Consider the following 26,640-nt stretch of genomic DNA (forward strand, 5'->3'; position numbering starts at 1 on the left):
AATAAATTATATAATGTTCCCATGAAAACTCAACTACAAAATATAGTTCTTTTTGATAATCTGGATGAAGAAACAATCCTAAACATTGAGAGCTTTACAACTGAACATAAAGCAAGTAAAGATGAACTTCTGTTTTATGAAGGCGATGATTCTAAATACTTATATCTTTTAACAAAAGGCATAGTAAAACTTTATAAAACTTCATCTCAACATAAAGAGATAGTTTTAAAATATTTTAATTCCAACGAATTAATAGGTGAAGTTGCAAATTTTGAACATATACCTTATCCGGCTACTGCTAAAGCTTATACAGATGTCGAGTATTTAAAAATAGATTTTGACAAATTAAAAGAGGTAATTTTAACATCACCTGTTTTATCTCTTAGAATGCTTACATCTTTAATATATAAAATAAAAAATTTAGAAAATCTAATATCTACAAACTTGGTTTTAGATTCTAAAGAGAGAATAGCTAAATATCTTTATTCTCATTCCGAAGATTTTTTTGAAACCAAAAATATTATAATTGCCGAGGTACTTGGAGTTTCTCCTGAAACATTGTCTAGAATTTTAAAGTTTTTTAAAGATGAAGATATCATAGATGTCAAAGATAAAAAGATAGATAAACAAAGACTTGAAGAATATTTTTAGAGAATTATTTATATACAACTTGATTTAAATATATTTAATCAAGTTGTATAAAATAGTTTATTTAGTGTCCAGATGAATTTTTCTCAGCTTCATCTTCTATAGCATCACGTAAATCTGAAATATCAGAATCAGAAGTTTCACTTCCTTTTTCAAATTCAATACATCTTTCACGCTCAAAGAATTTTAAAGTAGCAGAGTACGTTGTGTCTCCGTCAATTTTTTCAGCTATTACTCTATCGCTTTTGAATTTTGTTATGCTCCAGCCAGAATTTTTAGCAGCACTCTCGACAATCTCTTCTAAAGAATTTTTATTACTATTATCAAGATATAAAGTACCCTCGGGATGTTTTTCTTTTTCTACTGAAATACCTGCAGATGTATTCGGCGAAGCTCCAATACAACCAGTTAAAAATACAAATGGGACAGCTAAGATTAAAGCGACAGACATAAAACCTTTTTTCATTACACACTCCTTAAGTTTAAAAGTAATTATATGATATAATAACGCTCATAAAAAGGAATTGATGCAAGTCAATTTAAATATTAAATAAAAAATTAAAAAAAAGTTTTAAAAATGGTTTTAGATATCGTAATAATTTTGGCAATGTGTTTTCCTATGCTGCTTTTTACAGTGTATCCAGGTTTAAAGTTAGGTGATTATTTGGAGCAAAAGCACGCTATCAGCGAGGCTTCTAAGCGAAAAGTAGTCATTATATTTACAGTTGTTTTTACCGTAACACTCTCCTCTTTGCTATACTATATATAATAATACTAAACAAAAATAACTTGACAATATTATGACATTATCATAAAATATTGTTGTTTTTTTAACATTGTTTCATAAGGTAACAGATACTCTTAATAGAAACTTAAAATAATAATTAAATAAAAAAATTGATTTAAGTCAATAGAAGCAGTTTTAAATAGTGATAAACTTCATATGATTCTGAAGAACTAAAAATGAATCTAGAGGAGTAAAAAAATGATTGAACCAGCTATAATTAGACCGGAAATTGCCTTGAATGATTTCTTGCCAATCTTTGTCTCTTCTGCGTTTGTTTTAATATTTGGAGGTTTCTATGTTGGTATATATACGGCTGTAAAAGTTAATTTACTTAAAAAATGGACAATGCCTATTGGGTATTTTTTTTGGGTGTTAACAGCATACTGTTTATATATAATGGGAAATTTAATGCATGTTGGTGAGTTTACGGCAAAAGCATTAGTTGTTGCTGCTTTTGGGCTGTTATTACTTCCACATGCAGTCTATTACATGCAAGATAGTGTTCATGAAGAAAATGAACATTAATTTAAGTATATATTCAACTATAAAAATAGGAGGGTACAGTGGCTAAAAAATCTGTATGGAGTGACAATCGTTTCTGGCAACGTTCAGCAGCGTGGATTACAGGATTTGCATCAGTATTATTAATTTGGTTGACATTTGATACTATGGCTCAAATTTCAATGGGTACTGACGCTGATTTAAAAAATGGCGTAACTAAAAGGGTTCCAGGACCTACGGTTATTAATTATAAAATCACTTACGAAATGGACACTAAACGTGGTCATGAAGTTCCTGTGATTGGGGAAAAAGAAAAGTTTTTTGGACGTGACGACTGGTCTGAGGAAGAAGCGGCTGAGCTTCTACACTTGGGTAAACTAGGTTCACAAGCTAAAAACTGTATGAACTGTCATACATTACTTGGTAACGGTGCATATTATGCTCCGGATTTAACAAAAGCATGGTTAGATCCGGCATGGGGACCAGAAGGTTCAATGCAAGCAATGACAGGAAAAGATACAAAAGAAGAAGCTATGGCTGAGTTCTTGCAACATCCATCGACTTATCCGACTCATGCTCGTATGATGCCAAATCTTGGTATTACGGCAGAAGAGGCTAAAGGTTTGGTAGCATTTCTTAAGCATATGGCTTCAATAGATACTAATGGATTCCCAAGAAACTTTGGAAGAATGCAAGGAGCAGTACATGGCAAATAATATAACATCAGAGTCAAAACAGTTAGCTACATGGTATTTTACATTTGCAGCTATCATATTTGGTGCACAGTTACTATTTGGTCTTGTTGCAGCTATCCAATATGTAATGCCGGGCTTCTTATTTGAAATTATTGATTTTTCGGTTGCTAGAATGATACACATTAATGCACTTGTTGTATGGATGGTATTTGCAATGTTTGGTTCAGTTTATTGGTTATTACCTGATGAAACAGGAATTGAGACAGTTGGTATTAAACTTGGTAAATTATTATTCTGGATTTTCGCAGCAGCTATCGTTGTTGTTGTATTAGTATATCTACTTGTTCAAGTTGGACCGGCAGATGAAACTACAATCTGGTTTATTAATGAGGGTCGTGAATATATCGAAGCTCCAAGATGGGCTGATTTTGGTATTGTTGTTGTAGCTCTTGGATTTGTTGCTAATCTTTTCTTAACAGGAATGAAAGGTCAACGTTCAGGAATCGTAACGGTATTAATGGCTGATATGATTGCTTTCTCAGGTTTATATCTATGTGGTATGTTCTTTACTGACAATATCTCTATGGATCAATACTGGTGGTGGTGGGTAATCCACTTATGGGTTGAAGCTACATGGGAAGTTTTTGTTGGTGCGTTGGCAGCATACGGTCTTATCACTATTATCGGTGCACACCGTAAAGTAGTTGAAATGTGGTTATGGATCGAGGTAGCTATGCTATTTGGTTCAGGTATCCTAGGTCTAGGTCACCACTACTTCTGGATCGGTACACCTGAATATTGGTGGGAAATCGGTGCATTGTTCTCGGCGTTAGAGCCATTACCGCTTGTAGCTATGTTTATCCACGTACTATATGATTGGGGTAAAACTCAAGGTGGTCAAGATGCAACAGGTAAGGAAGTTTCTGTTATTACAAATAAGCCTGCGTTTACTTGGTTTGTTTTAAATGCATTTGGTAACTTCCTTGGTGCTGGTATTTGGGGATTCTTCCATACATTACCACAGGTAAACTTATATACTCACGGTACGCAATTTACATCGGCTCACGGTCACTTGGCGTTCTTTGGAGCATATGCGACTATTTTACTTGGTATGATGTACTTAGCAATTCAAGGCTCAAACGGTATTAAAGTTCTTAAGCATACTAAAGCTTCTATTTGGGCTGTAAGTTTAATTACATCAGGTGTAGTTGGTATGACCGTAGCGTTAACAATTGCGGGATATGTTCAAGTACTTGTGTCTCGTGCACAAATGGGTGCTACATGGGCTGCTTATTTTGACGGTCAATCCGGTATGTGGTTTGCACAAGCTATGGATTGGAGACTTGTTATGGGTGCGGTTACGTTCCTAGGTTTCTTATTCTTAATAAAAGATTTTTTAAGTACTGGTAAAAATCCGGTACATGAAAGATAAGGAGAAATATTATGTTTGAACCAATGGTAGATGTAGTACCAAGTTTTTTTGCTTGGTTAAATCAAGGTCCACTTACTCTAACTATCTTTCTTCACACTGTGATTGTACTTCCAATGATTTGGATTTACAAACAAGAGAAAGCTCGTTTAGAGCAAGAGGGTTAATAGGTCATTTAGTTTGCAGGGCTCCATTGGGGCCCTCGCTATATCTTTATTTTAGAAGGAGAAATAAAATGAGATTAAATAAGTTAGTTATGTCAGTTGCTGCTTTAGCAGTAGTTTCATCAGGTTTATTTGCTGGAACATCTAACATGGATGTTGAAAAAGTATTTGAAAAAGAGTGTCAAGGTTGTCACGGTCCAAATCACGAAGGTGGTGTTGGTTCTGATTTACGTCCAAAAGTTATCAAAGATAAAAACTCTTATGCATTAGCAGAGGTTATCTTAAACGGTCGTCCTGGTACAGCTATGCCTCCATTTAAAAATAAGTTTTCTAAAGAAGATGCTGATAAAATGGTTGATTACCTACAGCACTTTAAAGGTAAAAAAGTTAAACAACTTACTTTAGATAATGTAAAAGCTGGTTGGAAAACATTAAATGATAGAATGAAATTTTTCAAAAAATATCCACACGCTGTAGATGTTAAGAAAAATACTGATATTTGTTTCGTAACAGAGCGTGATGCTTCAAGAGTTGCGTTCGTAGATGGTACAAACGGTAAAATTCTTTCTAAGCATGAAGCTGGTTTCGCTGTTCACGTAACAGTTACAAATAAACGTCAACCTCGTTATGCATACTCTGTATCTCGTTCAGGTTTAGTAACAATGTTTGACCTTAACACTCCGGGTCAGCAAAAAATTGCTCAAGTACAAGTTGGTGAAGAATCACGTGGTCTAGCGGTATCTCCAGACGGTAAATACCTAATGGCTGGTAACTATACTCCGGGTGGTGCTATTTTAATGGATGCTATGACTCTTGAGCCATTAAAAGTATATCCTACTTCTTCGGTAATCGATCCTGATGGAAACATCGGTTCTTCTCGTGTAGCTGGTATCTTTGATACTCCATACGGTCCGTATATTGCATTTGCACTTAAAGATGGTGGTCACGTTTATATCGTAGATTACTCTAAACCTGATTTCCCAATCGTTGGTGATATTCCAAATATCGGTAAAATTCTTCACGATGGTTTCTTAAATGAAGGTAAAGAGATTGGTAGATATTTATTTATCGCTTCTCAAGGTTCGGATGTTGTTGGTGTAGTTGATTTTAAAACTAAAGCTCTAGTTACTAAAATTTATACAGGTCCTGCATCTAAGCCACACCCAGGTCAAGGTTCTTCTTGGTTCCACGAAGGTCTTAACCAACAACTTGGTGCTACTGTTAACATGAACTTAGGTCAAGTAACTATTTGGGATGACAACTTTGATGTTGTACGTCAAATTCCTATCGGAGGCGGTGGTTTATTCATCGGTACATCTGAGCATACTCCTTTCCTATGGGCAGATAATGTATTAGGTAGTTCTGCTGTTTGGAATCAAGTTCACTTAATTAATAAGCAAACTTTAGAATTAGACAGAATTATTACTGTTGGTACTAGTAAAGGTACAGTTACAGACCCTGTAACTCACAAAACTCTTTATAGCTGGAATGTTCCAACTGTAAAAGGTAAAGACGGTAAAGCTGTAACTCCTCGTATTTTACACGCAGAGCCTGCAAATCACGGTCACTGGACTATGATTTCTGAGTGGAATACTGGTCGTATCGGTATTTATGAAGCTAAAACTGGTAAATTTGTTAAATATATCAAAGGTTTAACAACTCCTACTTTTACTTACTCTATCGAGCATAGACAAACTATTCCAGGTGCTTAATAGCACTTTTCTCTCCTTTTGGAGAGAAACCTCTTCACTTTAAAAAATCATATATTGTTTCAAAATGACAAACTTCATTTAAAATCTATAAAAAATTGACAAATGTTGTCAAAATTGATTAAAATCAACAAATATTCTGTAATAATAAGATATTCTTTAATTATATAATTAATAATAAATCCTTTTTATGGATTAAGAATAAGATAGGAAAAAATATGAAAAAAATTGTTGTAATATTAATCATGTTATCTTCGTTACTGTATTCAAAAGATTTAGACGGTAAAAAATTATTTGAGACCCATTGCTGGGGTTGTCATCATCAAACAGCAGTAGCTTTTGGACCTCCGTTTAATGAAATTGCTTCTAAAAGAACTAAAGAAGAAATTCAAGCCTATATAATAAGTCCGGAATCCATGTATAAATCATTTGGTTATAAAAGAACGGTAATGACGCAGTTTAATCTTAGCGATGCAGAAGTAGAATCGTTAAGCAACTATATTCTTTCTTATAAAGGTAAATAATGTTTAGATTAACAAACTTGATAAAATCGGTGGTAGAAGATCAAAGTCCCAGAGTTTTAGACGGTGCAATAGCAATATGGAACTTTACAAACAGATGTAATCTTTCATGTTTGCACTGTTACTCGAAATCAACTTTAGATGAAGTTGATACTTTGACTACGCCACAGATTAAAAAAACGATTTTAGAAATGAAAGAAAACGGGATTAAATTCATTATATTTTCCGGCGGCGAACCTTTAACTAGAAAAGATTTGTTTGAAATAGCTGATTTTTGTAAGGAAAACGAAATTATTACATATCTATCCAGTAACGGATTATATTTTACAAAATCAAATATTCAAAAAATCGTAGATACTTTTAATTATGTGGGCGTATCGATTGACGGAGATGAAGAGACACATGATTATTTTCGTGGTTTAAAAGGTGCATTTAAAGAAACTTTAAAAGCTGTTAAACTAGCTAATTCAACAGGCTCAAAAGTCGGTATCCGTTTTACTATGACAAAAGATACTATAGGTTCACTTGAATATATCTTTGATATGGTTGAGAAAGAGAATATACCAAAAATATATATATCGCATCTAGTTTATTCGGGACGCGGATTAGATAACCTGAAAATGGATTTAACAAAAGAGCAAAGAAGAGAAGCAGTTGATTTTATATTAGATAAGGCATTTCAGTATCACAAAGAGGGACGTGATATTGAAATAGTTACCGGAAATATGGAGATGGATGCAGTCGTGTTCTTAGAGAGATTTGCAAATGAGTATCCAGATTTAAAAGAGAAAATGAGAGAGCGTCTTGTTTCATGGGGCGGAAATTCTGCAGGTAGAAAACTATTAAATATAAATAGTGAGGGTGATGTTAGACCTGATCCGTTTTTCCCGATAACTATAGGAAATATAATAGAGCAAAATTTTAGTGATATTTGGCAAAAAGGAGAATTGTTAGAACAGTTAAGAAAGCATCCAAGAAAACAGATTAGCGGTATATGCAGTGATTGTGAACAGATAGATATCTGTAACGGAGGAAGTCGTGCTCGAGCTTATGCAATAACAGGAGATTTATGGAGTGAAGACCCATCATGTTATTTAACAAAAGAAGAAAGAAGGAGATAGTATTATGATAAAAAAAATATTTTACACAGTGACTTTGGTCTCATCGTTATTAATAAGTGCCGAGGCACAGAGTATTAACCCTATTAAAGCTATGCTTAAGACGGATGAGAAAATTTTTGTGGTTGAGAGAGAAAGTGAATCATTAGCTGTAATTGAAAACGGCATACCTTCAGGACATATAAAAGGTATGCATAATATGAATCACGGTGTCGTTAAATTTGTCGGTAAAGACGGATACGTAATAAGCCGAGACGGATATGTAGTTAAGTTTGATCCGGAGAGTGAAAAAATTTTAGCAGAGCGTAAAACAAGTGAGAGTGCTATAGGTTTTACGATAAATGAAAACTATTTAGCGGTTGCAAACTATGCAAAAAAAAGTGTAGATATACTTGACCGTGATTTAAACCCATTGCAGTCTTTTAATACAGGTAGTAAAAACGTAGGTATAAAAATATATAAAAACTATCTTATCTTTTCTCAAATGGATAATGACAAGATTACTGTGCTAAAAGATACCAATGAAGGAAAAGGAAAACCGAATTTTGTTATTCATAAAGAGTTTGAAGATGTAGGTGTGATGCCTTTTGATGCGATGATAAAAGATAATAACTTTATAACTGGTTTTTTCCAAAGTGAGCATTTTGGCGTAGTTGACTTAGATACTATGAAATATTCAAAAATAAAAATAATGTTAGAAGACAGAAAACCTGTTTTAAAAGTACCTCACTTCGGGTTTTGGTCAATTGGCGGAGGGTATGTATTTATCCCTGCAGTCGGTAATAACAAAGTTATGGTATATACACCTGATTTTAAGCATGTTAAAAATATAGAAACTGAAGGACTTCCTGTATTTACTTCATTGTCTCCTGATAAAAAATATTTAGCCGTAACTTTTAGCGGGAAAAAATTTCCGGTAATTCAGATTATAGATACAAAAACATTAAAAATTATCAAAAGATTTGAGTTTGACGGAAAAGTTCTACATTTAAGATGGTCAAAAGCTAAACCGAACTTATATGTATCAGTAAACGATACAAATAAAATAGCTGTTTTAAATACTGACGGTTGGTGGTTAAGCAGAGAGATATTCCAAATTAAAAAACCATCGGGTATATTTATTTATGAAGGAAAAAAATAATGGGTAACGTGTATTTGACAGGGGCAGGTCCCGGTGATGTAGAGCTTTTAACTCTTAAAGCTGCTCGTGTGATTAAAGAAGCGGATGTAATAATATACGATCGTTTAGCCAATCCGGATATCTTAGAGATGTCCAAAGACGGCTGTGAGTTCGTTTATGTCGGAAAAGAGGATGGTCGTCATATCATGCCTCAAGACGATATAAACGAAGTGATATATCAAAACGCCCTAAAACATGAAAATGTTGTTAGGTTAAAAGGGGGTGACCCTTTTGTATTTGGTCGTGGGGGAGAAGAAGCGGCATACCTACAAGAAAGAGGAATCGGATTTGAGATAATTCCAGGTATTACATCGGCTATATCAGCTCCTGCATATGCGGGGATTCCTGTTACGCATCGCGGAGTTGCGGTTAGTTTCAGAGTAGTTACGGGGCATGAGTCACCAAATAAAAAAGTTTCACAGATTCCATGGGAGAATTTCCGTACGGATGACACTATTGTATTTTTGATGGGACTTCATAACTTGCCAAAAATTACTAAAAAACTTAAAGAGGTAGGAAAAGAGGGGAGTTTCCCTTGTGCCGTTATATCAAAAGGTACTACTAAGGAGCAGTCGGTTGTAGTAGGTACACTAGATACTATAATTGACTTAGCTAAAGATGTTCCGACACCGGCACTTATCGTTGTTGGAAAAGTAGTTGAATTACGTAAACAGTTAGAATGGTTTAAGGGTGAAGAAGCATAATTATAATGAAGCTATTGAGATAGCCTCAAATATTTTTTGGGTCGGGATGCAGTTAAAAAACGACCCGTTTCAATGTCATCCGTATCTTATAAAAAATCAAGATGAATCTATACTGGTAGATCCCGGTTCTATGCTTGAATTTTCTGAGACTGTAAGAAAAGTTAAATCGCTTGTAGATATAAAAGATATAAAATATATCATATTGCATCACCAAGATCCAGATTTAGCAGCAGCAGTTCCAGAGATTGAAAAACTAATAGATAGAGATGATTTGTATATAGTTACACACTCAAGAATGTCTGTTTTGATAAAACACTATCTTGTCACTTCCAAATATTATAAGATAGATAAAAATGACAATAAATTAGTAACTGACAACGGATTTGAGTTAGAATTTTTAACTACTCCGTATTGCCATTCGCCTGGAGCATTTGTAAGTTATGAACCAAAAACAAAAACTCTATTTTCGGGAGATATTTTCGGGGGAATAGAAGAGAGTTGGGATTTTTATGCAGATGAGACTTATTTTGAAAAAGCTAAGCAGTTTCATCAGGAGTATATGCCGAGTCGAGATATATTTAATTATGCATTAAAAAAGATAGAAAAACTGGATATAGATTTAATAGCCCCGCAACACGGTTCTGTTGTTCAAAAAAAATATATAAAAAACCTTATTGAAGATATGAAAAATCTTGATTGTGGATTGTATATTGAGGAAAAATATAACCGTGAACTTTTAGATACGATTGATGAATTAAAAGAAAAAGAAAAAACCATACAAGAACGTGACCGTCAACTTTTTGCACAATCAAAGCGTGCAGAAATAGGCGAGATGATTGGAAATATTGCACATCAGTGGAGACAACCTTTGGCTATTGTTAATACGGTGGTGGCAATTATGGAAGAAAAAAACCAAGCCGGTGCCCTTGAAAAAGATGAAATTAATGAAAAATTAAAGAGTATAACAAAACGTATGGAGTATATGTCCGATACGATAGAGGACTTTATTAATTATTATAAGCCCGATAAAGAAAAAACTATGTTTAATATATCAAAGGCTATAGATAAAGCTTTAGGTATAGTAGATTTTTTAACAAAAAAGAAAGATACGGACGTAAAAATAAACCTAAAAGTAGATAAGAGCTTAGAGACGTACGGTTTGATGAATGAATATGTTCAGGTCATAGTAACAATACTCTCAAATATAAGAGATATCATTGTAGAGAAGATGATTGACACTTTATATATAGATATATCTCTATATAAAGATTCAGGCTTTAACGTGCTTAGTATCTCTGATAATTGCGGGGGTATCAGCAAAAAAAATTTATCAAAAATATTCGACCCGTATTTTACCACTAAACATCAATCTATAGGAACAGGACTTGGCTTATATATAGCCAAGATGATAATTGAGGACAATATGGGTGGTGAACTAAGTGCACAAAATAAACTTAACGGTGCAGTATTTACAATAAAAACAAGGTGATAAGGATTTTAAAATGGAAATGCAAAAAATAAAAGACATATCTATATTATTAGCAGAAGATGAAGAAGAGTTAAGAGAATTTTTAAAAGAGTATCTACAAATTTTCTTTACAAAAGTTCATACGGCTGAGAGTGGAGATGAAGCTTATAAACTGTATGAAGATAAGAAGCCCGATATTATTATTACCGATATAAATATGCCCTCAATGGACGGACTTACTTTAATATCAAAAATTAGAGAAGAAGATAAAGATACAAAAATAATAGTTATGAGTGCACATTCCGAGGAAGCAAAATTATTAAAAGCAATAGAGTTGCATCTGGAGACTTACCTGATAAAACCTATAAACGCAGAAAAATTAAAATATGTATTATTAGAAGCGGTGGAAAATATCAGAAAAGCTATTAAAAGAGTTTATTTATCTGAAAATACATACTGGGAGATGCAATCCCAAACTTTATATCAAGACAACATACCTGTATCCTTAAAAGCTAGAGAGATACTAGTGTTAAATATGTTATGCTCAAACCCTAATCAACCTATAAGTCCGCAAGATATTTTTTATGCTATATATAAAAACGATAAAGATAAAGAGTTCTCTTCGGATTCTATTACCTCTCTTATAAAAAGATTACGAAGTAAAATTCCTAAAGAGAGTTTAACTAATGTATATGGAGCGGGATATAAGATAATTCCGGTTTAATAAACCATTATCGATTCACTCGCACCTATGTAAGGTTTTATAAGCTCTTTTGTTTTTATATCTAGTTTTTTAGCAATTTTTGGATTTACTATATAGCTTATCCAAGTAGTAGTAATCTCATCGCCTCTTTGCAACTTTATGTCATAGCTTATATTAACTGAAGTTGCCGCTTTAAGGTTTTGATTTATTTTATATCCGACAGCTTCATGTGGCATTGATGGATTGTCTTTAGCATCTTTTAATACAATTATAAAAGTAGCTTTTTTATCTTCAAGAGGTGAATCTTTGAAGTTACTCCAGATAATTTTACCATCTCTTTTAACAACTGTTTTGGCAAATTTTAATCTCATAGGATGGGTAATAATAGAGTGACCCATTTTATTTGATATTATCAGGTTTATTTTTTCATCTTTATAGCTTAGTTCGAGTTTTACGGCTTTTTTAACCATCTCATTTGAATGTACACCCAAGAATTCATGAGATTTATAGCTTTCTCTTAAACCTTTATTTTTTTTCTCGATTGTCCCCGGAGTTGATGGCATATGACACCCAATACAGTCACTGGTTTTATCATACTGATTTTTTGTATTACATACTTCAAAGCCGTGAGAATTTTGTTTATGTGAGTGACAACCCATACAAACTTCCGAATTTTTATATATTTCGTTGTTTTTTGAGTGGTGTTCATTACTTTCATACGGTTTCTTTAAATTTCCAAATACTGTGGGTTTTTTCTCACCGTTATAGTTTGAAAAGTTAATTTTATGGGCTTTTGAATCGTAGATTTTACTGATTTGATGACAAAAAAAGCATGATACGCCGTCTGTTTGTCTATAGCTTTTAGGATTTGGTTGTTCTTCTCCGCTCATAACTGCTCTGAGGTTTTTAGTAGCAGGCATATGACAGATTGCACATTTATATTTATCTTTATTTACGGCATTTTTTACTTTTGCATGTATTTCATCTTTAAAAAGAGATGATTTGTGATGCATTGATTTTGCGTGTTCTCGATATATATTCTCATGACATTCATTACATGACTCTGACGAAGGATATTGATTTAGTGAAAAAGAGAAGCTGTATAGTAACAGCAAAGAAAGAATAATTTTCATAACTTACTCCAAATTGTAGTATGAAAATTATATCTTATAATTAATATTTTTTCAAATTATGCTTATCCCAAAGTTCTTTAGCAAGTAAATTACCGGTATCTATTGATTTTTTTGCCCATTTTTTTGCTTTTATAAATTTTTCCTGTGTGCAGTATATTTCAGCTAACAAATAATATGCATCCACATCACCGTTTTGTGCATTTTTTTCAAGCCAAAAAGCTGCTTTGTCAAGTTTTAATAGCTGCATATATATACGACCGATATTTTGCACGGACGGTTCATAGCCTTTTCTTGCACTTATTTCTAAGAGTTGAGAGCTTTTTGTTACATTCTGGTCAACGCCCTCACCCTTATAATACATTAGTGCTAAATTATATTGAGCTTTTGGATTTTGCAGATCACTTGAGCGTTCCAGCCAAAAAGCTGCTTTTTTTAAATCTTTTTTGGTATTTAAACCGCTAAAATACATCATGGCTAAGTCAAACTGAGCCTCAGCATCAGCATTGTGTGCAGACTTATCCAGCCACTCCATACCTTTGATTTTATCTTTTTCTGTCCCGATGCCGTTAAAATACAGATAACTAAGTGCATTTTGAGAAACGCTGTTTCCCTCTTTTGCTTCTTTAGTATATAGCTCGAAAGCTTTTTTATACTCTTTTGCTTTAAAAGCTTCAAGACCACTATCATACGCAAATAAGCTAGCGGATAATACTAAGGTTAAAAAAAGTTTTTTTATCATTTAAATCCTTCCAAGTTTAAGTTTGGATATTGTTTTTTTACTTGATTAAGATGCTCTTTTGCTACTTGAATAAGAATAGGGTCTTTTTTAGAATCCAACCAAATTGCAAGTTCTTTTAAATCTTTATAGCTCATAGATGTGCATCCGGCAGTAGAAGCGTCTTGGGCTTTTTGAACATGCATAAATATGCAAGAACCTGCATATGGTTTTTTAATATCATTATGACCGACTACAATACCGAGTTTGTATTGGTCATCATCCCGCTTCATATACTCAAAACTTTTAGCGTCTTTATCTACAAAGTTTAGCACAGAGTTATAATATTTAGATTGAGCATCGTCAATACAGGTGTATTTTTCATCAACTTGCATATAGTCCATTTTATAGTTGTCATCTTTTTTTTCATAACCAAACAGATAAGATAGTTTAAATACACCTATCGGTGCTTTTTTGTCTCCCTCTTTTTTATCCGGTTCTTTAACATTTGTTTTAAATGTTGATATGCCTAGACCGTGAGCTAAACCGTTTTTTCCAATATTTACATCTATAGGACTGGCAACTTTTTGATTATCTTGATATCGTTGCAGTTTTGCTTTGGAGCTGTGTATATTTTCTGCCACAACCAGCACAATTTGAGAGGCACAAGCAAATATATGTAAATTTATGATGATTAAGAAAGTTTTTAGCATAAGATATGTTACTATTACTAAAATATGAAAGAGATTAATTACGGAAAAATATTATGAGCATAGGTATTTCCAAGGCATCAAAAGAGGATGCCGGATTTTTAGCACAGATGATTCTTCAAAGTTCCAGAGCTGAAAAAAAATTTGGTATATATGATTTGGTTTTTGGAGTTAAAAAAGATGAAGAGTTGTTAAAATATTTAGAAAGACTAATAGTTACAGATACTAAAAACCATTGTCATTACAGTAATTTTTTAATAGCAAATATAGATTCAAAACAAGTCGGTACACTTTGTAGTTATGAGCCTCGAATATCTACACACGATGCATTTAAAAGATCATTGCAGGAGATAGGTTTTGAAGGTGATATAAGTGAATATGAAGATATATTGAACGTATGTAACTTTGCACAAAATAATCGTACATTGATTTTTGATTTTATGGAAGAGTTGGAAGGTTTTGTTGATGTCGGTATTTTAAAAGCATTAATGCAAAAGAGTTTACTTACGGCTAGATTAAAGGGCTATAGAATAGCACAAACAATAGTAGAAATTGGATCGCTTGAAACTATACTGCTTTATAAAAAACTGGGTTTTAGAGAAGTAAAACAAAAAGAGTGTGATTTATATAAAGAAAAATTTGGACGTATGGGTCTTGCACTTTTAGAGATAGAGTTTTAACCATAGAACCTACTTTTTTATCAGTTATCCCTTCTCTTTTTGCCATTGGTTTGGCATTAATAACAAGAAATGTTAATTTATCCTTATTTAGCGGAATAGTGCTTGGTATTTTCTTTTTAAGCAACTATTCGATTTTACAAACATTTATTCAAATATATGAACTTTTTTATCAGCTTCTTAGTACTCCTTGGGTTTTAAAAACATTGGCTTTTGCTATTCTTGTGGGTTCAATAATGGAACTGATTGAAAAAAGCGGTGGGATAGGCGGTTTTGTAGAATATCTTGAAAATAAAAAAAAGCTTGTAACTTCCAAACGCTCTGCTTTGATGCTTAGTTATATAGTAGGGGTCGTAATATTTGTCGAATCTTCTATTACGGCACTTATAAGTGGAGCTGTAGGGAAACCTCTTTGTGATAAATATGAGATTTCAAGAGAAAAGCTTGCTTATGTATGTGATTCTACATCTGCACCGATTAGTTCACTCATCATATTAAACGGATGGGGTGCTTTGCTGCTTGGTTTAGTGTTAACCCAAATAGAGACAAATGCATTAAACATAAGTGCTGTTGAATTGTTAATAGATTCCGTATTTTATAATTTTTATGCAATATTTGCATTGTTTGTTACTTTTATCTCTATCTGGTATGGAATAGATATCGGTCCGATGCAATATGCTACGTATAAAAAATTTGATATTAAAGAGAATAGTTTACATAAAAGTATGTGGTATATGATAAGCCCAATATTTTTAATGGTCTTACTAGTTTTTTTATTTTTATATATCACAGGTGATGGAAGTATATTTAAAGGAAGCGGTTCAAGTTCTATTTTTTATACAATGCTCTCAACTTTATTATTTATAAATATATATTATTTTTTTACTAAAAATATGAGTTTTAAAAATATACAAATACATTCACTTGTAGGGGCTAAAAAACTTTTTCCGATAGCTTTGATTTTGTTATTTGCTTTTGCTTTGGGTGAAGTGAGCTCAGAGTTAAAAACAGGCTTGTATTTAGCATCCTTGGCAAGTCAAAATTTAAATCCGGTATTTTTAGGATTTATTATATTCTTGTTAAGCTCGATTATATCTTTCTCAACGGGAACCAGCTGGGGTACATTTTCTATAATGATACCAATAGCGGTTCCTATGGCAATAGGGGTAGATGCCAATATTGCTCTTGCAATAGGTGCAGTAATATCTGGTGGTGTATTTGGAGATCACTGTTCCCCTATCTCCGATACTACTATAATATCCTCTCTGGCAACTGAGTGTGATGTAGTCTCACATGTAAAAACACAACTTCCATATGCATTGATATCAGGAGTATTGGCTTCTGTATTTTTTATAATCTTCTCATTATCTTAGCAATAGATTAAATAAACTCTTAAAATAAGCTTACTTTAATTAGAATTTTAGTATTATTGCGCGTTTATAACTCCCTGAACTTCAGTGAGTTACATTCTACTGGAAAAAATTAAGTAAAGGAAAACAATGCCTACAATCAATCAATTGATTCGTAAAGAGCGTAAGAAAGTTGTTAAGAAATCAAAATCTGCAGCGCTATTATCTTGCCCTCAACGTCGTGGTGTATGTACTCGTGTTTATACGACTACACCAAAAAAACCAAACTCAGCTTTAAGAAAAGTTGCAAAAGTTCGTTTAACTTCTGGATTTGAAGTTATTTCATATATCGGTGGTGAAGGTCACAACCTTCAAGAACACTCAATCGTACTAGTACGTGGTGGTAGGGTAAAAGATTTACCTGGTGTTAAGTATCACATCGTTCGTGGTGCACTTGATACTGCCGGTGTTAACGATAGAAAAGTTGCTCGTTCTAAATACGGTGCTAAAAAACCTAAAAACTAGGTTTAACTAATTAGTTCAAGCTAACTACAGGGTATGAAAATATCTTGAGTAAATTTGAAAAAATTGAAGATAAGGAAAATTAAAAATGAGAAGAAGAAAAGCTCCCGTTCGTGAAATTATGCCTGACCCGGTATATGGAAGCAAAGTTTTAACGAAATTTATTAACAAAATTATGTTAGATGGTAAAAAATCAACTGCTGAGAAAATTATCTATTCAGCATTAGATATCATCGGTTCTCGTGGAGAGAAAAGTGGAATTGATACATTCAATGATGCTATTGAGAACATCAAGCCTATTATAGAGGTAAAAAGTCGCCGTGTTGGTGGTGCTACTTATCAAGTTCCAGTAGAAGTACGCCCGGTACGTCAGCAATCTTTAGCTATCCGTTGGTTAGTTGATGCTGCTCGTAAAAGAAATGAAAGAACAATGGCTGAAAGATTAGCTAACGAGTTTATGGATGCAGCAACTGACAAAGGTAGTGCATTCAAGAAAAAAGAAGATACTTACAAAATGGCAGAAGCTAATAAAGCATTTGCTCACTACAGATGGTAATAGGAAACTAAAATGGCAAGAAGTCACAAACTAGAAGACGTAAGAAATATCGGTATTGCTGCTCACATTGATGCGGGTAAAACTACAACAACGGAAAGAATTCTTTTCTATACCGGTGTTGAGCATAAAATCGGTGAGGTTCATGATGGTGCTGCTACTATGGACTGGATGGAGCAAGAGCAAGAGCGTGGTATTACTATTACATCTGCTGCAACAACTTGTACATGGGATGGAAAACAAATTAACATTATCGATACTCCTGGTCACGTTGACTTTACTATCGAAGTTGAGCGTTCTATGCGTGTACTTGACGGTGCCGTATCAGTATTTTGTGCAGTTGGTGGTGTTCAGCCTCAATCAGAAACTGTATGGAGACAACGTAACCGTTACGGTGTACCATCAATCGTATTCGTAAACAAATACGATAGAACCGGTGCAGACTTCTACGAAGTTGAGCGTCAAATTCGTGAGCGTCTAAAAGGTAATCCGGTTCCTATACAATTACCTATCGGTGCTGAAGATAAATTTGAAGGTGTTGTTGATTTAGTTCAAATGAAAGAGATCGTTTGGGATGAAGATGCAGCAATGGGTTCTGCATATCATACACAAGACATCCGTGCTGAGTATCAAGATAAAGCTGAAGAGTACCGTGAGAAAATGATCGAAGAGATCGCTTCTGTAGATGGTCAAGAAGAGCTTATGGAGAAATTCTTAGAGGGTGAAGAGATCTCTAACGAAGAGATCAAAGCTGCTATTAAAGCTGCTACTATCGGTATGCATATTGTTCCAATGACTGTTGGTACTGCATTTAAGAACAAAGGTGTTCAAACTTTACTTGACGCTGTTGTTGATTACCTTCCTGCTCCAACTGAAGTTGCTGCAATTAAAGGTACTAAGATGGAAGATGAGACTCAAGAAGTTGCAGTTGAATCATCTGATAAAGGTGAATTTGCATCTTTAGCATTCAAAATCATGACTGACCCGTTTGTTGGTCAATTAACTTTCATCCGTGTATATCGTGGTTCACTAGAATCTGGTTCATACGTTCACAACTCTACTAAAGATAAAAAAGAGCGTATCGGTCGTATCATGATGATGCACGCTATTAAACGTGAAGAAGTTAAAGAGATTTACGCTGGTGAAATCGGTGCGGTTGTTGGTCTTAAAAATACTACTACCGGTGATACTTTATGTTCTGAAAAAGATAAAGTTGTTCTTGAGAGAATGGACTTCCCAGAACCGGTTATCTCTGTTGCAGTTGAGCCAAAAACTAAAGCTGACCAAGAAAAAATGGGTATCGCTCTAGGTAAACTAGCTGCTGAAGATCCGTCTTTCCGTGTACATACTGATGAGGAAACTGGTCAAACTATTATTTCTGGTATGGGTGAGTTACACCTTGAGATCATTGTTGACCGTATGATGCGTGAATTTAAAGTTGAAGCTGAAGTTGGTGCTCCACAGGTATCTTACCGTGAAGCTATTACAACTGAAGTTGATAAAAACTATAAATACGCTAAACAATCAGGTGGTCGTGGACAATATGGTCACGTTGTATTCAAAATGAAACCTGCTGAAGCTGGTTCAGGTCTTGTATTTAACAACGATATTAAAGGTGGTGTTATTCCTAAAGAGTACATTCCTGCTATTGAAAAAGGTATGGAAGAATCTATGAAAAACGGTGTACTTGCAGGTTATCCGATTGAAGATATCGAAATCACACTATATGATGGTTCTTACCACGATGTGGATTCAAATGAGATGTCTTTCAAAATAGCTGCATCTATCGGTTTCAAAGAAGCTGCTCGTGAAGCAAATGCTAAGATCCTTGAGCCGTTAATGAAAGTTGAAGTTGAAGTACCTGAAGAGTATATGGGTGATGTTATCGGTGACCTTAACCGTCGTCGTGGACAAGTTAACTCTATGAGTGACAGAAGCGGAAACAAAATTGTTGATGCACACGTTCCATTATCAGAGATGTTTGGTTACTCTACGGATTTACGTTCATCTACTCAGGGTCGTGCTACATACTCTATGGAATTCGATCACTATGAAGAAGTTCCAAGAAATGTATCTGAAGAGATTATCAAGAAAAGAAACGGTTAATATTTAACCTTTTCTTAGAGTTTCACAAAAAGTGAAACTCTTCTTTACTCCTATTAACTTTTATTTTTTCCTTACAAGTTTTACAATATATCTAACAACAAATCTTAAAAAATACAATATTAAATATACGAAAAATGTATATAAAAGAGGATGTATATAGTTTCCTTTTTCTTGCATTAATCCAAGTCTTGCCGTAGGATGACTTAGTAGATCAGGGTGCATGAGCACAACTAGCAGTGTTAAAAGTGCAGTGTATATTATAAGTTCTTTTTTTAGTATTTTAATCATGCGAATATTTTATTAAATATGTACTTAGTTGGTACTAAATTTGCTACAATTTCAAAAAAATTTGAGAAAAATATGAAAACAATTTTATTTATAGTGTTATTTACATTTGAACTTTTTGCACTCAATCCAAAAGTTTATTCAGTATTGGGCGATCAGCTTTATGATAATTTAGAGAATATAGGTAAACTTCAAGATATTAATGAATTTAAGATGTATAGTAAAAAAATTCAAGAGTATTATCTTGATGTAAAATCCGTTAGAAAAATAGGTTTTATGATTGACAAAGGTAATTCCGAAGCTTCTAAAACAGAGTACTTAAAAGAGCTTAGAAAACTCTCTAAAACAAATGATTTTTTTATAAAGTCCGTAAATTCGGTTTTTCAAAAATCTTTAAAAGATGAAGACAGTGATTTATTTTTAAAAATGCTAAATTCAGGTTTGCTTGATAGTGATAAATATAAGCAAGAAATAAAAAGATATTATTACGAACATAAAGATGAGATAGATATTAAAGGGACTGTTATTGAGCGATTTGTAAATGAAGATATAAAAAACAAAAAAAGAGTTTATACCGGACCTTCCAAAAAAGAACTTCAAAAAGCAAAAATTGAGAGAATAAGAGCTAAAGACAAAGCTAAACAAGAAGCAATTGCCAAATCTATAGAAGAAGAACTTTTAAAGAAAAAGAAAAAGATTAGAGAAGAACAAAAAAAAGAACTTAAAACCAAATAAGCTTATCTTCCTCGTTAGGTCTTCCTTCCAAGGTTAAATACGGTTTATAATATGATTTATACGAGAGTGAAGGGCAGTCTTTAACATAGTACCCCATATATATCCAGTCAATATTTGATTCTTTTGCAAACTTAATTTGCATATACATGGATAGTTTTCCAAGGGCATATTTTTTATAATCGGGATCATAGTAAAAATATATTGAAGATATGCCGTTTGGTAGTATATCGATTAAATCTACACCGATTAGTTTATCCTCGTCAAAATATAAAACCTCATAACCAAATTCATTTGCACCGCTTACAAAAGAATTATAGTAGCCTTGGGCAGTTGTCGGAGTATGTTCCCAACCTTTTTTATCTTTCATATATTTATGATACTTTTCAAAAAGCTCAATATGTTCTTGTGTCAAAGTAGGTTTTTGAATATATGATTTAATATGTTCGGCTTTTCGCATCTCTCTTCTTTGAGATTTTGAAAAAGTGAAGTTTCTGACATCTATTTTAATACTTTTACATTCATCACAGCCTTCACAAATCGGGCGAAAATACATTTTACCAAAACGTCTAAATCCACGTTCTATAAAATCCTGACATTTCTCCCCCGAACAATTTTCAATAATTTTATAATGCATAGTCTGTTCGAGATTATCAAGATAAGAACATTTATCATGTATAGAGAATTCTTTTAGTATATTCATAGTATGATTTTGACATAGCATCTATTAATGTTGACTTATTATTTTTAGTAAGTTAATTATGTTTTTAATGATTAATATGTAATATCTCTTAACATTAGTTTAATATAATATATGTAGAATTTTAGGAAAATATATCCTAATGCTTAAAGTAATGAGGTTTTTGAATGGAAAATGGAAATTATATTTTAATAGATAAAAGTATTATTGCAGAGGGTTGTGCGTATGACTTTTCCATATATTATTTTCATAATAAATCAAAGATAAAAAAATTACAAAATAAAGGTGTTGTCATTGATAGTGACGACCTATTGTACTTTGAACAGGCAAATAAACTATATGTACATGCACATGAACATTCATCGTATAAAAAGTTCATGCAGGAAAATTTTGTAGGCAAAAGTGGTAATCCCGTAAGTTTTGCAAGTAAATTTAACTCAATATATAAAAATGCTTCTAAAGCGTTAAACGATCTGTTTGATAATCCTGAAAAACTTAGTAACTATAAAGAATCAAAAAAAATTGTAAATGAATTGGTAGAGAGTGTTTTAGATGATGATTTTGCTATAAAATCGTTAATGGAGATAGCTACGCATGATTATTACACACATACACATTCCATAAATGTTTCCATATACGCTTTAAGCTTGGGTAATTTTTTGTCTTTATCGACCAAAGAACTAGAAGAGTTAGGAGAAGCTGCCCTGCTACATGATTTGGGGAAAAGCAAAATAGACAGTAATATTATTAATAAAAAGGGTTCACTCACTATCCAAGAATTCAAAATTATGAAAAAACATCCATCTTTTGGAGTAAGTATAGGTTTAAAACTTGGCATAAAAAATAAAAATATACTTGAAGGGATAAAGTACCACCATGAAAAAATGGACGGTTCGGGTTATCCAAACGGCTTATATAACGATGAGATACCTCTTTATGCTAAAATAATATGTATATGCGATATTTTTGACGCCCTGACAAGTCAGAGAAGTTATAAACAAGCTATGACCTCATATGAGGCGCTAAAACTTATGAAAGTTGAGATGAATAGGCATATAGATTTAAAGCTTCTAAATAAGATGATACTGATGTTTAAGTAAGGATTTAAAATGGAATTTTTTAAAAAATACCAAACGATAATTTTTAGGAGTTTAGGGGTCCTTCTTTTGATTGTGTCTATAGCTGCTTTTTTTTGGACTGCACCAAAAAAAGGTTTTACTGAAAATGAGATTGCAGCTGCAAATGTTGCTAGAATGGAAGCCAGGATGGCAGGGCAAAATTCAGGTGTTGCTCAAAAAGAAAAACCAAAGCATAGTCCGTTTTTAAAAACTTATAAAGATACTCAAGCCAAACAGTTGCGTTATGCACTTATTGTAATGATGATAGCCGGAATCGGGTTTTTAGGGTATAGCTTTCTGAGTAAGAAAGAAGAGCAGTAAATTTATAAATTTTATACTTCTAGCGTAGGCTAGAAGAAACTTAGCCTTTATTTTGAGAGATAAGTACACCCTCTATAATTGCATCTATATCACCGTCTAATATCCCGCTCACATTTGAGTAGGCTTCATTACTTCTGGTATCTTTGACTTGTTGGTATGGTTGCATAACATATGAGCGTATCTGATGACCCCAACCTATCTCACTTTTTGCTACACCGTCTTGTTCTGCTTTTTGAGCTTCGAGTTCTAGTTCGTATAGACGAGATTTTAACATCTTCATAGCCGTAGCTTTGTTTTTGTGCTGACTTCTGTCATTTTGACACTGAACTACTACACCCGTCTCAATATGCGTAATACGTATAGCCGATTCGGTTTTGTTTACGTGCTGTCCACCTGCACCTGATGCACGGTAAGTATCTATTCGGATATCTTTATCTTCTATCTCTATTTCGATATTATCATCAATCTCAGGAGAGACCATTACCGATGAGAAAGAGGTATGACGTTTTGCATTTGAATCAAAAGGGCTTATGCGAACCAAACGGTGGATACCGTTTTCAACTTTTAAGTATCCATAGGCATTTTCACCTTTTATGATTATAGATACATCTTTTATACCTGCTTCCTCACCGACTTGATAATCAAGAGTTTCTACTTTAAATCCACGTCTTTCAGCCCAGCGTTTATACATACGAAGTAACATTGAAGCCCAATCTTGAGATTCGGTTCCGCCTGCACCTGGATGGATAGATAAAATTGCATTATTTGCATCACTTTCACCGCTTAAAAGAACTTCAAGTTCCATCTTCTTTATCTGCTCTTCCAAAATCGGTGCATCTTCAAAAAGCGACTCTATCGATTCCTCATCGTTTTCTTCTTTAGCCATCTCATAAAGCTCTTTTGCATCTTCGATAGCTTCATTTGCAATATTGTATTTTTCTAGTTTACGCTCACACTGTGTTTTTTCTTTTTGAATCTTTGCCGCATTTTTTGCATCGTTCCAAAAATCAGAATCATTTTCTAACTCTTCAATCTCTTGAAGTCTAATTTTTAACTTTTTTGGTTCAACTACTCCCGTAATATTTTCCATTTTTGTAGATAATGTTTTTAAAAGTTCCGTATATTCGTAGTTGTCCATTAAAAGTCCGTTTTTGAGTTTAAAAAATAGTATAATTTCGAAATTATAACACATTAGGTAAGAAAATGAAGATTATTTCAAACCCACATGAACTAAACGATTATGTAAAAAATTTAAATAAAACTATTGGCTTTATTCCAACTATGGGGGCACTTCACGAGGGACATATATCACTTATAAAAGAAGCTAGAAAAAATAATGAATTTGTAGTTGTATCGATTTTTGTAAACCCTACACAGTTTTCAAAAGATGAAGATTTAGATAAGTATCCCCGCAAAGATGAAGCAGATAAAAAAATATGTGAACTCTCAGGTGTGGATGTATTGTTTTTTCCAAATGCAAATGATATATATACAAAAGATGAAGTATCTTTGCAAGCTCCAAATGTACGAGGTTATGTATTAGAAGGTTATACAAGACCTACTCATTTTAACGGCGTACTAACAGTTGTTAATAAGCTTTTAAACATAGTTAATCCTACACGTGCTTATTTTGGTAAAAAAGATGCACAACAATTAAATCTTATAAGCTTAATGGTTAAACAGCTTTTTATGAATGTTGAAATAGTTGCCGTAGATACAAAAAGAGATTCGGACGGCTTGGCACTTAGTAGCAGAAACATTTATCTTTCAAAAGATGAGAGAAAACAGGCTTTAGCGATACCGACATCTTTAAACTTAGCATCTAGCATGATAAGCAAAGGTATTAAAGATACTAAAGAGATAAAAGAAAAAATGTTGGAACATTTAAAATTATTGGAAGTTTTTTATGTAGAAATCTTAGACAGAGAGTTTAATCAAGTTAAAGAAGTTGAACTCGGAAACTCTATTATATTAGTTGAGGCTAGAGTAGGGGAAACCCGCTTACTTGATAATATTTGGCTTTAAGTAACCGTTTTCTACCATTATATCGATAGCTTTTTTAAATACGGGTACGGAAGTCTGCGCGGCAAATTGACTTTTTTCGGGTTCAACTACAACCACACCCATTGTGTATTTAGTAGTTTCATCGTTTACAAAGCCCAAAAATGCAGTATTGTATCTATTTACATATCTTCCGTCTTCAACTTTATGTGCAGTCCCTGTTTTTCCTCCGACTTCCAGCCCCTCTGTTATAGTTTTAACACCGGTTCCTTTGTTTACCGTCTTGATAAGAATTTGTTTAACTCTTTGGGCGGTTGAGGGGTTTATAACTTGAATTTGTTCATGTTTTGGAATTTTTATCTCTTGTCCTAATTCATTTATAAAGCTATCGACTATTTGAGGAGTTACACTTTTACCGCCGTTGTTAAACACACTGTACGCGCGAATGAGCTGCATTAGGTTTGTATGCATTCCATAGCCGTAAGAACACGTAGCTTTGTAAATTTCATTATTTAATCTTGTAGCGCTTGGAATAGAGCCTTTTTTCTCATATATAATATCAGGAGTTGAAAGTTTGGAAAATCCAAATTTTTTTAACCCTTCATGAAACTCCATACCACTCATCTTCTGTGCAAGTTGTGCTATACCTATGTTTGAGGAATGTACTATAACGTTCTCAGCCGAAAGCCAATCAAATTCATGCTCATCCGTAATGATTTTACGACCTATTTTAAAACGTCCGTTATAACCGTTAACCAAGTCGTACGGATTAATAAGTTGCTTATCAAGCAGTAAAGCAAAGGTAACAGTTTTTATAACACTTCCCGGTTCAAAACTGTACTCGACCATTCCCGAGTTTAGCGATGGATAATCCTCTTTTTTTATATCTTTTGGAAGATATCTGTTTGAAGAAGCCAAAGATACGACCTTGGCAGTTTTAGTATCCATTATAGCTATCATTACCTCTTTAGCTTCTAACTCTTCTTTCATGCTATCAAGCATTCTTTCCATACGAATCTGAAGAGAAGCTTTGATGTTTAGTTTTATATTTAAGCCGTCTATCTGTTGTTTTGTAAAACTGTTTTTATTTAAAATGATATAACCGTTTACATCACGCTTACCTTGACTAAGTTCGTCTTGTCTTGCTTCAAGTTCGGCTTCAAAACGTTTCTCTAAGCCTTTGATTCCTTTGATTTTTGTATAACCGTCATTTTCTATTTTATGTGTATATCCTATAACCGGAGTAAGTAGTTCTTTATATGGATACTCACGACTCTCACCGCTTTGAATAATACTGAGACCTTGCATAGTCTTTATACCGGTTCTAGGGTTTTCTCTGCTCATAAATACTTTATAACGTCTAAGCTCATATGCGAGTTTTTTTAGGTACTGTGCATTTTTTTCTTCTATGTTATAGCTTAAAACAACTACACCTTTTCTTTTTGATAGCTTTTTTCTAATTTCGTTTGCTTTCATACCGGAATAGATGCTAAAGAGTTCAATAAAAAGTTCTTTTTTTTGCGGGTCGATAAAACGTGTATTTACTACTGCTTTGTATAGTTTAGTCGTAGATGCCAGCGTAAAACCGTCTGCGCTTAAAATATTTCCACGAATAGCATAAGATGTGTTTTTTGTATATAAAGAAGGTAGGCTTCTAGGTTTTAGAACATTTAAAAGCATTACACTTAAAAATATTAAAAAACCTATAGCCAAAAGGGTATAGAGTAAAAAAATTTTTTTACTCTTGTTCTTACTTTGTGCAGTCAATGTATTATAGCTGTGTACGTCCGAGCTCTTTATACGCACTTAATGCTTTGTTTCTAATCTCAAGCATCAGTTTCATATTTGTCTCGGCTTTACCGATTGCAAGGGCTGCTTGATGCAAATCTTTTACTTCACCGGTTGCTAAATCAGCTACAGCTTCTTCTTTTTTAACCTGAAGGTCGTTCATCTCATTGATAGCACCTTTTAAGTGCTCCGCAAAAGCTTCACCGCCTTTAGTGTCAAGTTTTTGTTTTTGTTTTAATAAGTCGGCAGTAGATGAGCCAAGTAATCCATCAACACCGTTTGTAACATTGCTCATAATCTACT

The 26,640-nt window shown here is 33.4% G+C and carries 30 protein-coding genes; 21 read left to right on the forward strand and 9 right to left on the reverse strand.

Annotation, left to right across the window (positions count from 1 at the left end):
* Nucleotides 1-21: 21 nt before the first annotated feature.
* Nucleotides 22-651, forward strand: coding sequence for a Crp/Fnr family transcriptional regulator (locus FJR48_RS01675; protein WP_152306446.1), 630 nt, complete (start codon nucleotides 22-24; stop codon nucleotides 649-651).
* 61 nt (nucleotides 652-712) lie between these two features.
* On the opposite strand, the gene FJR48_RS01680 is transcribed toward FJR48_RS01675, so the two are convergent.
* Nucleotides 713-1,114, reverse strand: coding sequence for a hypothetical protein (locus FJR48_RS01680; RefSeq protein ID WP_152306447.1), 402 nt, complete (start codon nucleotides 1,112-1,114; stop codon nucleotides 713-715).
* Nucleotides 1,115-1,633: 519 nt separating this feature from the next.
* Between FJR48_RS01680 and FJR48_RS01690 the strand changes: the two genes are divergently transcribed.
* From FJR48_RS01690 to FJR48_RS01735, 11 genes are all read left to right on the forward strand, one after another.
* Complete coding sequence (locus FJR48_RS01690; protein WP_152306449.1) at nucleotides 1,634-1,960, forward strand: hypothetical protein; 327 nt, start codon at nucleotides 1,634-1,636, stop codon at nucleotides 1,958-1,960.
* 38 nt (nucleotides 1,961-1,998) lie between these two features.
* On the forward strand, nucleotides 1,999-2,652 hold the full coding sequence (locus tag FJR48_RS01695; protein WP_152306450.1) for a c-type cytochrome: 654 nt from the start codon (nucleotides 1,999-2,001) through the stop codon (nucleotides 2,650-2,652).
* Nucleotides 2,642-4,063 (forward strand): cbb3-type cytochrome c oxidase subunit I, encoded by a 1,422-nt coding sequence (locus FJR48_RS01700; protein WP_152306451.1) that lies wholly within the window; start codon nucleotides 2,642-2,644, stop codon nucleotides 4,061-4,063. The genes FJR48_RS01695 and FJR48_RS01700 overlap by 11 nt, the downstream gene beginning before the upstream one ends.
* 11 nt (nucleotides 4,064-4,074) lie before the next feature.
* Nucleotides 4,075-4,227: a hypothetical protein gene (locus tag FJR48_RS12145; protein WP_188108601.1), complete on the forward strand. Its 153-nt coding sequence runs from the start codon at nucleotides 4,075-4,077 to the stop codon at nucleotides 4,225-4,227.
* Between the two features lie 68 nt (nucleotides 4,228-4,295).
* Complete coding sequence (locus tag FJR48_RS01705) at nucleotides 4,296-5,936, forward strand: nitrite reductase (RefSeq protein WP_152306452.1); 1,641 nt, start codon at nucleotides 4,296-4,298, stop codon at nucleotides 5,934-5,936.
* Nucleotides 5,937-6,151: 215 nt separating this feature from the next.
* Complete coding sequence (locus tag FJR48_RS01710; RefSeq protein WP_152306453.1) at nucleotides 6,152-6,457, forward strand: c-type cytochrome; 306 nt, start codon at nucleotides 6,152-6,154, stop codon at nucleotides 6,455-6,457.
* Nucleotides 6,457-7,575 (forward strand): radical SAM/SPASM domain-containing protein, encoded by a 1,119-nt coding sequence (locus FJR48_RS01715; protein ID WP_152306454.1) that lies wholly within the window; start codon nucleotides 6,457-6,459, stop codon nucleotides 7,573-7,575. The genes FJR48_RS01710 and FJR48_RS01715 overlap by 1 nt, the downstream gene beginning before the upstream one ends.
* A gap of 4 nt (nucleotides 7,576-7,579) precedes the next feature.
* Nucleotides 7,580-8,713: a cytochrome D1 domain-containing protein gene (locus tag FJR48_RS01720; RefSeq protein WP_188108602.1), complete on the forward strand. Its 1,134-nt coding sequence runs from the start codon at nucleotides 7,580-7,582 to the stop codon at nucleotides 8,711-8,713.
* The gene (cobA, locus tag FJR48_RS01725) at nucleotides 8,713-9,456 is read left to right on the forward strand and encodes a uroporphyrinogen-III C-methyltransferase (protein WP_152306456.1); all 744 of its coding nucleotides are present in this window, start codon (nucleotides 8,713-8,715) and stop codon (nucleotides 9,454-9,456) included. The genes FJR48_RS01720 and cobA overlap by 1 nt, the downstream gene beginning before the upstream one ends.
* Nucleotides 9,443-10,945, forward strand: a complete 1,503-nt coding sequence (locus FJR48_RS01730; protein ID WP_241856081.1) for an oxygen-binding di-iron domain-containing protein — start codon at nucleotides 9,443-9,445, stop codon at nucleotides 10,943-10,945. The genes cobA and FJR48_RS01730 overlap by 14 nt, the downstream gene beginning before the upstream one ends.
* 13 nt (nucleotides 10,946-10,958) lie before the next feature.
* Entirely contained in the window at nucleotides 10,959-11,648 is a 690-nt protein-coding gene (locus FJR48_RS01735) for a response regulator transcription factor (protein WP_152306457.1), read from the forward strand.
* On the opposite strand, the gene FJR48_RS01740 is transcribed toward FJR48_RS01735, so the two are convergent.
* The 3 genes from FJR48_RS01740 to FJR48_RS01750 are packed head-to-tail and all read right to left on the reverse strand — an operon-like array spanning nucleotide 11,645 to nucleotide 14,188.
* Nucleotides 11,645-12,760 (reverse strand): multiheme c-type cytochrome, encoded by a 1,116-nt coding sequence (locus FJR48_RS01740; RefSeq protein WP_152306458.1) that lies wholly within the window; start codon nucleotides 12,758-12,760, stop codon nucleotides 11,645-11,647. The genes FJR48_RS01735 and FJR48_RS01740 overlap by 4 nt on opposite strands.
* 40 nt (nucleotides 12,761-12,800) lie before the next feature.
* Nucleotides 12,801-13,499 (reverse strand): tetratricopeptide repeat protein, encoded by a 699-nt coding sequence (locus FJR48_RS01745; protein WP_152306459.1) that lies wholly within the window; start codon nucleotides 13,497-13,499, stop codon nucleotides 12,801-12,803.
* Entirely contained in the window at nucleotides 13,496-14,188 is a 693-nt protein-coding gene (locus FJR48_RS01750; RefSeq protein ID WP_152306460.1) for a L,D-transpeptidase family protein, read from the reverse strand. Before FJR48_RS01750 ends, FJR48_RS01745 begins: the two co-directional genes overlap by 4 nt.
* A gap of 53 nt (nucleotides 14,189-14,241) precedes the next feature.
* Between FJR48_RS01750 and FJR48_RS01755 the strand changes: the two genes are divergently transcribed.
* The 5 genes from FJR48_RS01755 to fusA all read left to right on the forward strand — a co-directional run bounded on the left by FJR48_RS01755 (nucleotide 14,242) and on the right by fusA (nucleotide 19,392).
* Complete coding sequence (locus tag FJR48_RS01755) at nucleotides 14,242-14,865, forward strand: N-acetyltransferase (protein WP_152306461.1); 624 nt, start codon at nucleotides 14,242-14,244, stop codon at nucleotides 14,863-14,865.
* 50 nt (nucleotides 14,866-14,915) lie between these two features.
* Nucleotides 14,916-16,235, forward strand: a complete 1,320-nt coding sequence (locus tag FJR48_RS01760) for a Na+/H+ antiporter NhaC family protein (protein ID WP_241856082.1) — start codon at nucleotides 14,916-14,918, stop codon at nucleotides 16,233-16,235.
* A gap of 126 nt (nucleotides 16,236-16,361) precedes the next feature.
* On the forward strand, nucleotides 16,362-16,736 hold the full coding sequence (gene rpsL / locus FJR48_RS01765; RefSeq protein WP_152306462.1) for a 30S ribosomal protein S12: 375 nt from the start codon (nucleotides 16,362-16,364) through the stop codon (nucleotides 16,734-16,736).
* 85 nt (nucleotides 16,737-16,821) lie between these two features.
* Nucleotides 16,822-17,289, forward strand: coding sequence for a 30S ribosomal protein S7 (gene rpsG / locus FJR48_RS01770; RefSeq protein WP_152306463.1), 468 nt, complete (start codon nucleotides 16,822-16,824; stop codon nucleotides 17,287-17,289).
* Nucleotides 17,290-17,301: 12 nt separating this feature from the next.
* A complete protein-coding gene (gene fusA / locus FJR48_RS01775; RefSeq protein WP_152306464.1) occupies nucleotides 17,302-19,392 on the forward strand; it encodes an elongation factor G in 2,091 nt (696 codons plus the stop codon).
* Between the two features lie 60 nt (nucleotides 19,393-19,452).
* Here the strand turns inward: fusA and FJR48_RS01780 are convergent, their stop codons facing one another.
* On the reverse strand, nucleotides 19,453-19,680 hold the full coding sequence (locus tag FJR48_RS01780; protein WP_152306465.1) for a hypothetical protein: 228 nt from the start codon (nucleotides 19,678-19,680) through the stop codon (nucleotides 19,453-19,455).
* Nucleotides 19,681-19,752: 72 nt separating this feature from the next.
* Here FJR48_RS01780 and FJR48_RS01785 point away from each other — a divergent pair, with 72 nt between their 5' ends.
* On the forward strand, nucleotides 19,753-20,412 hold the full coding sequence (locus tag FJR48_RS01785) for a hypothetical protein (RefSeq protein WP_152306466.1): 660 nt from the start codon (nucleotides 19,753-19,755) through the stop codon (nucleotides 20,410-20,412).
* On the opposite strand, the gene FJR48_RS01790 is transcribed toward FJR48_RS01785, so the two are convergent.
* Entirely contained in the window at nucleotides 20,399-21,112 is a 714-nt protein-coding gene (locus FJR48_RS01790) for an arginyltransferase (RefSeq protein ID WP_152306467.1), read from the reverse strand. The genes FJR48_RS01785 and FJR48_RS01790 overlap by 14 nt on opposite strands.
* A 164-nt stretch (nucleotides 21,113-21,276) precedes the next feature.
* Here FJR48_RS01790 and FJR48_RS01795 point away from each other — a divergent pair, with 164 nt between their 5' ends.
* Nucleotides 21,277-22,209: an HD-GYP domain-containing protein gene (locus FJR48_RS01795; RefSeq protein ID WP_152306468.1), complete on the forward strand. Its 933-nt coding sequence runs from the start codon at nucleotides 21,277-21,279 to the stop codon at nucleotides 22,207-22,209.
* Nucleotides 22,210-22,218: 9 nt separating this feature from the next.
* Nucleotides 22,219-22,548, forward strand: a complete 330-nt coding sequence (locus FJR48_RS01800; RefSeq protein ID WP_152306469.1) for a hypothetical protein — start codon at nucleotides 22,219-22,221, stop codon at nucleotides 22,546-22,548.
* 40 nt (nucleotides 22,549-22,588) lie between these two features.
* On the opposite strand, the gene prfB is transcribed toward FJR48_RS01800, so the two are convergent.
* Nucleotides 22,589-23,686: a peptide chain release factor 2 gene (gene prfB, locus FJR48_RS01805; protein ID WP_152306470.1), complete on the reverse strand. Its 1,098-nt coding sequence runs from the start codon at nucleotides 23,684-23,686 to the stop codon at nucleotides 22,589-22,591.
* A 65-nt stretch (nucleotides 23,687-23,751) separates the two neighbouring features.
* Between prfB and panC the strand changes: the two genes are divergently transcribed.
* Nucleotides 23,752-24,573 (forward strand): pantoate--beta-alanine ligase, encoded by an 822-nt coding sequence (gene panC, locus FJR48_RS01810; protein ID WP_152306471.1) that lies wholly within the window; start codon nucleotides 23,752-23,754, stop codon nucleotides 24,571-24,573.
* Here panC and FJR48_RS01815 read toward each other — a convergent pair.
* Both FJR48_RS01815 and fliE read right to left on the reverse strand, forming a co-directional pair.
* A complete protein-coding gene (locus tag FJR48_RS01815) occupies nucleotides 24,550-26,355 on the reverse strand; it encodes a peptidoglycan D,D-transpeptidase FtsI family protein (RefSeq protein WP_241856083.1) in 1,806 nt (601 codons plus the stop codon). The two genes, panC and FJR48_RS01815, sit on opposite strands and share 24 nt — an antisense overlap.
* Complete coding sequence (gene fliE, locus FJR48_RS01820) at nucleotides 26,321-26,632, reverse strand: flagellar hook-basal body complex protein FliE (RefSeq protein ID WP_152306472.1); 312 nt, start codon at nucleotides 26,630-26,632, stop codon at nucleotides 26,321-26,323. Before fliE ends, FJR48_RS01815 begins: the two co-directional genes overlap by 35 nt.
* Between the last annotated feature and the right edge of the window lie 8 nt (nucleotides 26,633-26,640).

Source organism: Sulfurimonas lithotrophica (assembly GCF_009258225.1).
In the GTDB taxonomy this organism is placed as follows: Bacteria; Campylobacterota; Campylobacteria; order Campylobacterales; family Sulfurimonadaceae; genus Sulfurimonas; species Sulfurimonas lithotrophica.

Excerpts from the sequence above, each read along its gene's own strand:
- FJR48_RS01735 (WP_152306457.1), top strand. The coding sequence starts at position 10,959 with ATGGAAATGCAAAAAATAAAAGACATATCTATATTATTAGCAGAAGAT.
- FJR48_RS12145 (WP_188108601.1), top strand. The coding sequence starts at position 4,075 with ATGTTTGAACCAATGGTAGATGTAGTACCAAGTTTTTTTGCTTGGTTA.
- FJR48_RS01750 (WP_152306460.1), bottom strand. The coding sequence starts at position 14,188 with ATGCTAAAAACTTTCTTAATCATCATAAATTTACATATATTTGCTTGT.
- prfB (WP_152306470.1), bottom strand. The coding sequence starts at position 23,686 with ATGGACAACTACGAATATACGGAACTTTTAAAAACATTATCTACAAAA.
- panC (WP_152306471.1), top strand. The coding sequence starts at position 23,752 with ATGAAGATTATTTCAAACCCACATGAACTAAACGATTATGTAAAAAAT.
- rpsG (WP_152306463.1), top strand. The coding sequence starts at position 16,822 with ATGAGAAGAAGAAAAGCTCCCGTTCGTGAAATTATGCCTGACCCGGTA.
- FJR48_RS01780 (WP_152306465.1), bottom strand. The coding sequence starts at position 19,680 with ATGATTAAAATACTAAAAAAAGAACTTATAATATACACTGCACTTTTA.
- FJR48_RS01755 (WP_152306461.1), top strand. The coding sequence starts at position 14,242 with ATGAGCATAGGTATTTCCAAGGCATCAAAAGAGGATGCCGGATTTTTA.
- FJR48_RS01715 (WP_152306454.1), top strand. The coding sequence starts at position 6,457 with ATGTTTAGATTAACAAACTTGATAAAATCGGTGGTAGAAGATCAAAGT.
- FJR48_RS01740 (WP_152306458.1), bottom strand. The coding sequence starts at position 12,760 with ATGAAAATTATTCTTTCTTTGCTGTTACTATACAGCTTCTCTTTTTCA.
- FJR48_RS01700 (WP_152306451.1), top strand. The coding sequence starts at position 2,642 with ATGGCAAATAATATAACATCAGAGTCAAAACAGTTAGCTACATGGTAT.
- FJR48_RS01795 (WP_152306468.1), top strand. The coding sequence starts at position 21,277 with ATGGAAAATGGAAATTATATTTTAATAGATAAAAGTATTATTGCAGAG.
- rpsL (WP_152306462.1), top strand. The coding sequence starts at position 16,362 with ATGCCTACAATCAATCAATTGATTCGTAAAGAGCGTAAGAAAGTTGTT.
- FJR48_RS01720 (WP_188108602.1), top strand. The coding sequence starts at position 7,580 with ATGATAAAAAAAATATTTTACACAGTGACTTTGGTCTCATCGTTATTA.
- FJR48_RS01675 (WP_152306446.1), top strand. The coding sequence starts at position 22 with ATGAAAACTCAACTACAAAATATAGTTCTTTTTGATAATCTGGATGAA.
- cobA (WP_152306456.1), top strand. The coding sequence starts at position 8,713 with ATGGGTAACGTGTATTTGACAGGGGCAGGTCCCGGTGATGTAGAGCTT.
- FJR48_RS01785 (WP_152306466.1), top strand. The coding sequence starts at position 19,753 with ATGAAAACAATTTTATTTATAGTGTTATTTACATTTGAACTTTTTGCA.
- fliE (WP_152306472.1), bottom strand. The coding sequence starts at position 26,632 with ATGAGCAATGTTACAAACGGTGTTGATGGATTACTTGGCTCATCTACT.
- fusA (WP_152306464.1), top strand. The coding sequence starts at position 17,302 with ATGGCAAGAAGTCACAAACTAGAAGACGTAAGAAATATCGGTATTGCT.
- FJR48_RS01710 (WP_152306453.1), top strand. The coding sequence starts at position 6,152 with ATGAAAAAAATTGTTGTAATATTAATCATGTTATCTTCGTTACTGTAT.
- FJR48_RS01705 (WP_152306452.1), top strand. The coding sequence starts at position 4,296 with ATGAGATTAAATAAGTTAGTTATGTCAGTTGCTGCTTTAGCAGTAGTT.
- FJR48_RS01680 (WP_152306447.1), bottom strand. The coding sequence starts at position 1,114 with ATGAAAAAAGGTTTTATGTCTGTCGCTTTAATCTTAGCTGTCCCATTT.
- FJR48_RS01790 (WP_152306467.1), bottom strand. The coding sequence starts at position 21,112 with ATGAATATACTAAAAGAATTCTCTATACATGATAAATGTTCTTATCTT.
- FJR48_RS01745 (WP_152306459.1), bottom strand. The coding sequence starts at position 13,499 with ATGATAAAAAAACTTTTTTTAACCTTAGTATTATCCGCTAGCTTATTT.
- FJR48_RS01690 (WP_152306449.1), top strand. The coding sequence starts at position 1,634 with ATGATTGAACCAGCTATAATTAGACCGGAAATTGCCTTGAATGATTTC.
- FJR48_RS01800 (WP_152306469.1), top strand. The coding sequence starts at position 22,219 with ATGGAATTTTTTAAAAAATACCAAACGATAATTTTTAGGAGTTTAGGG.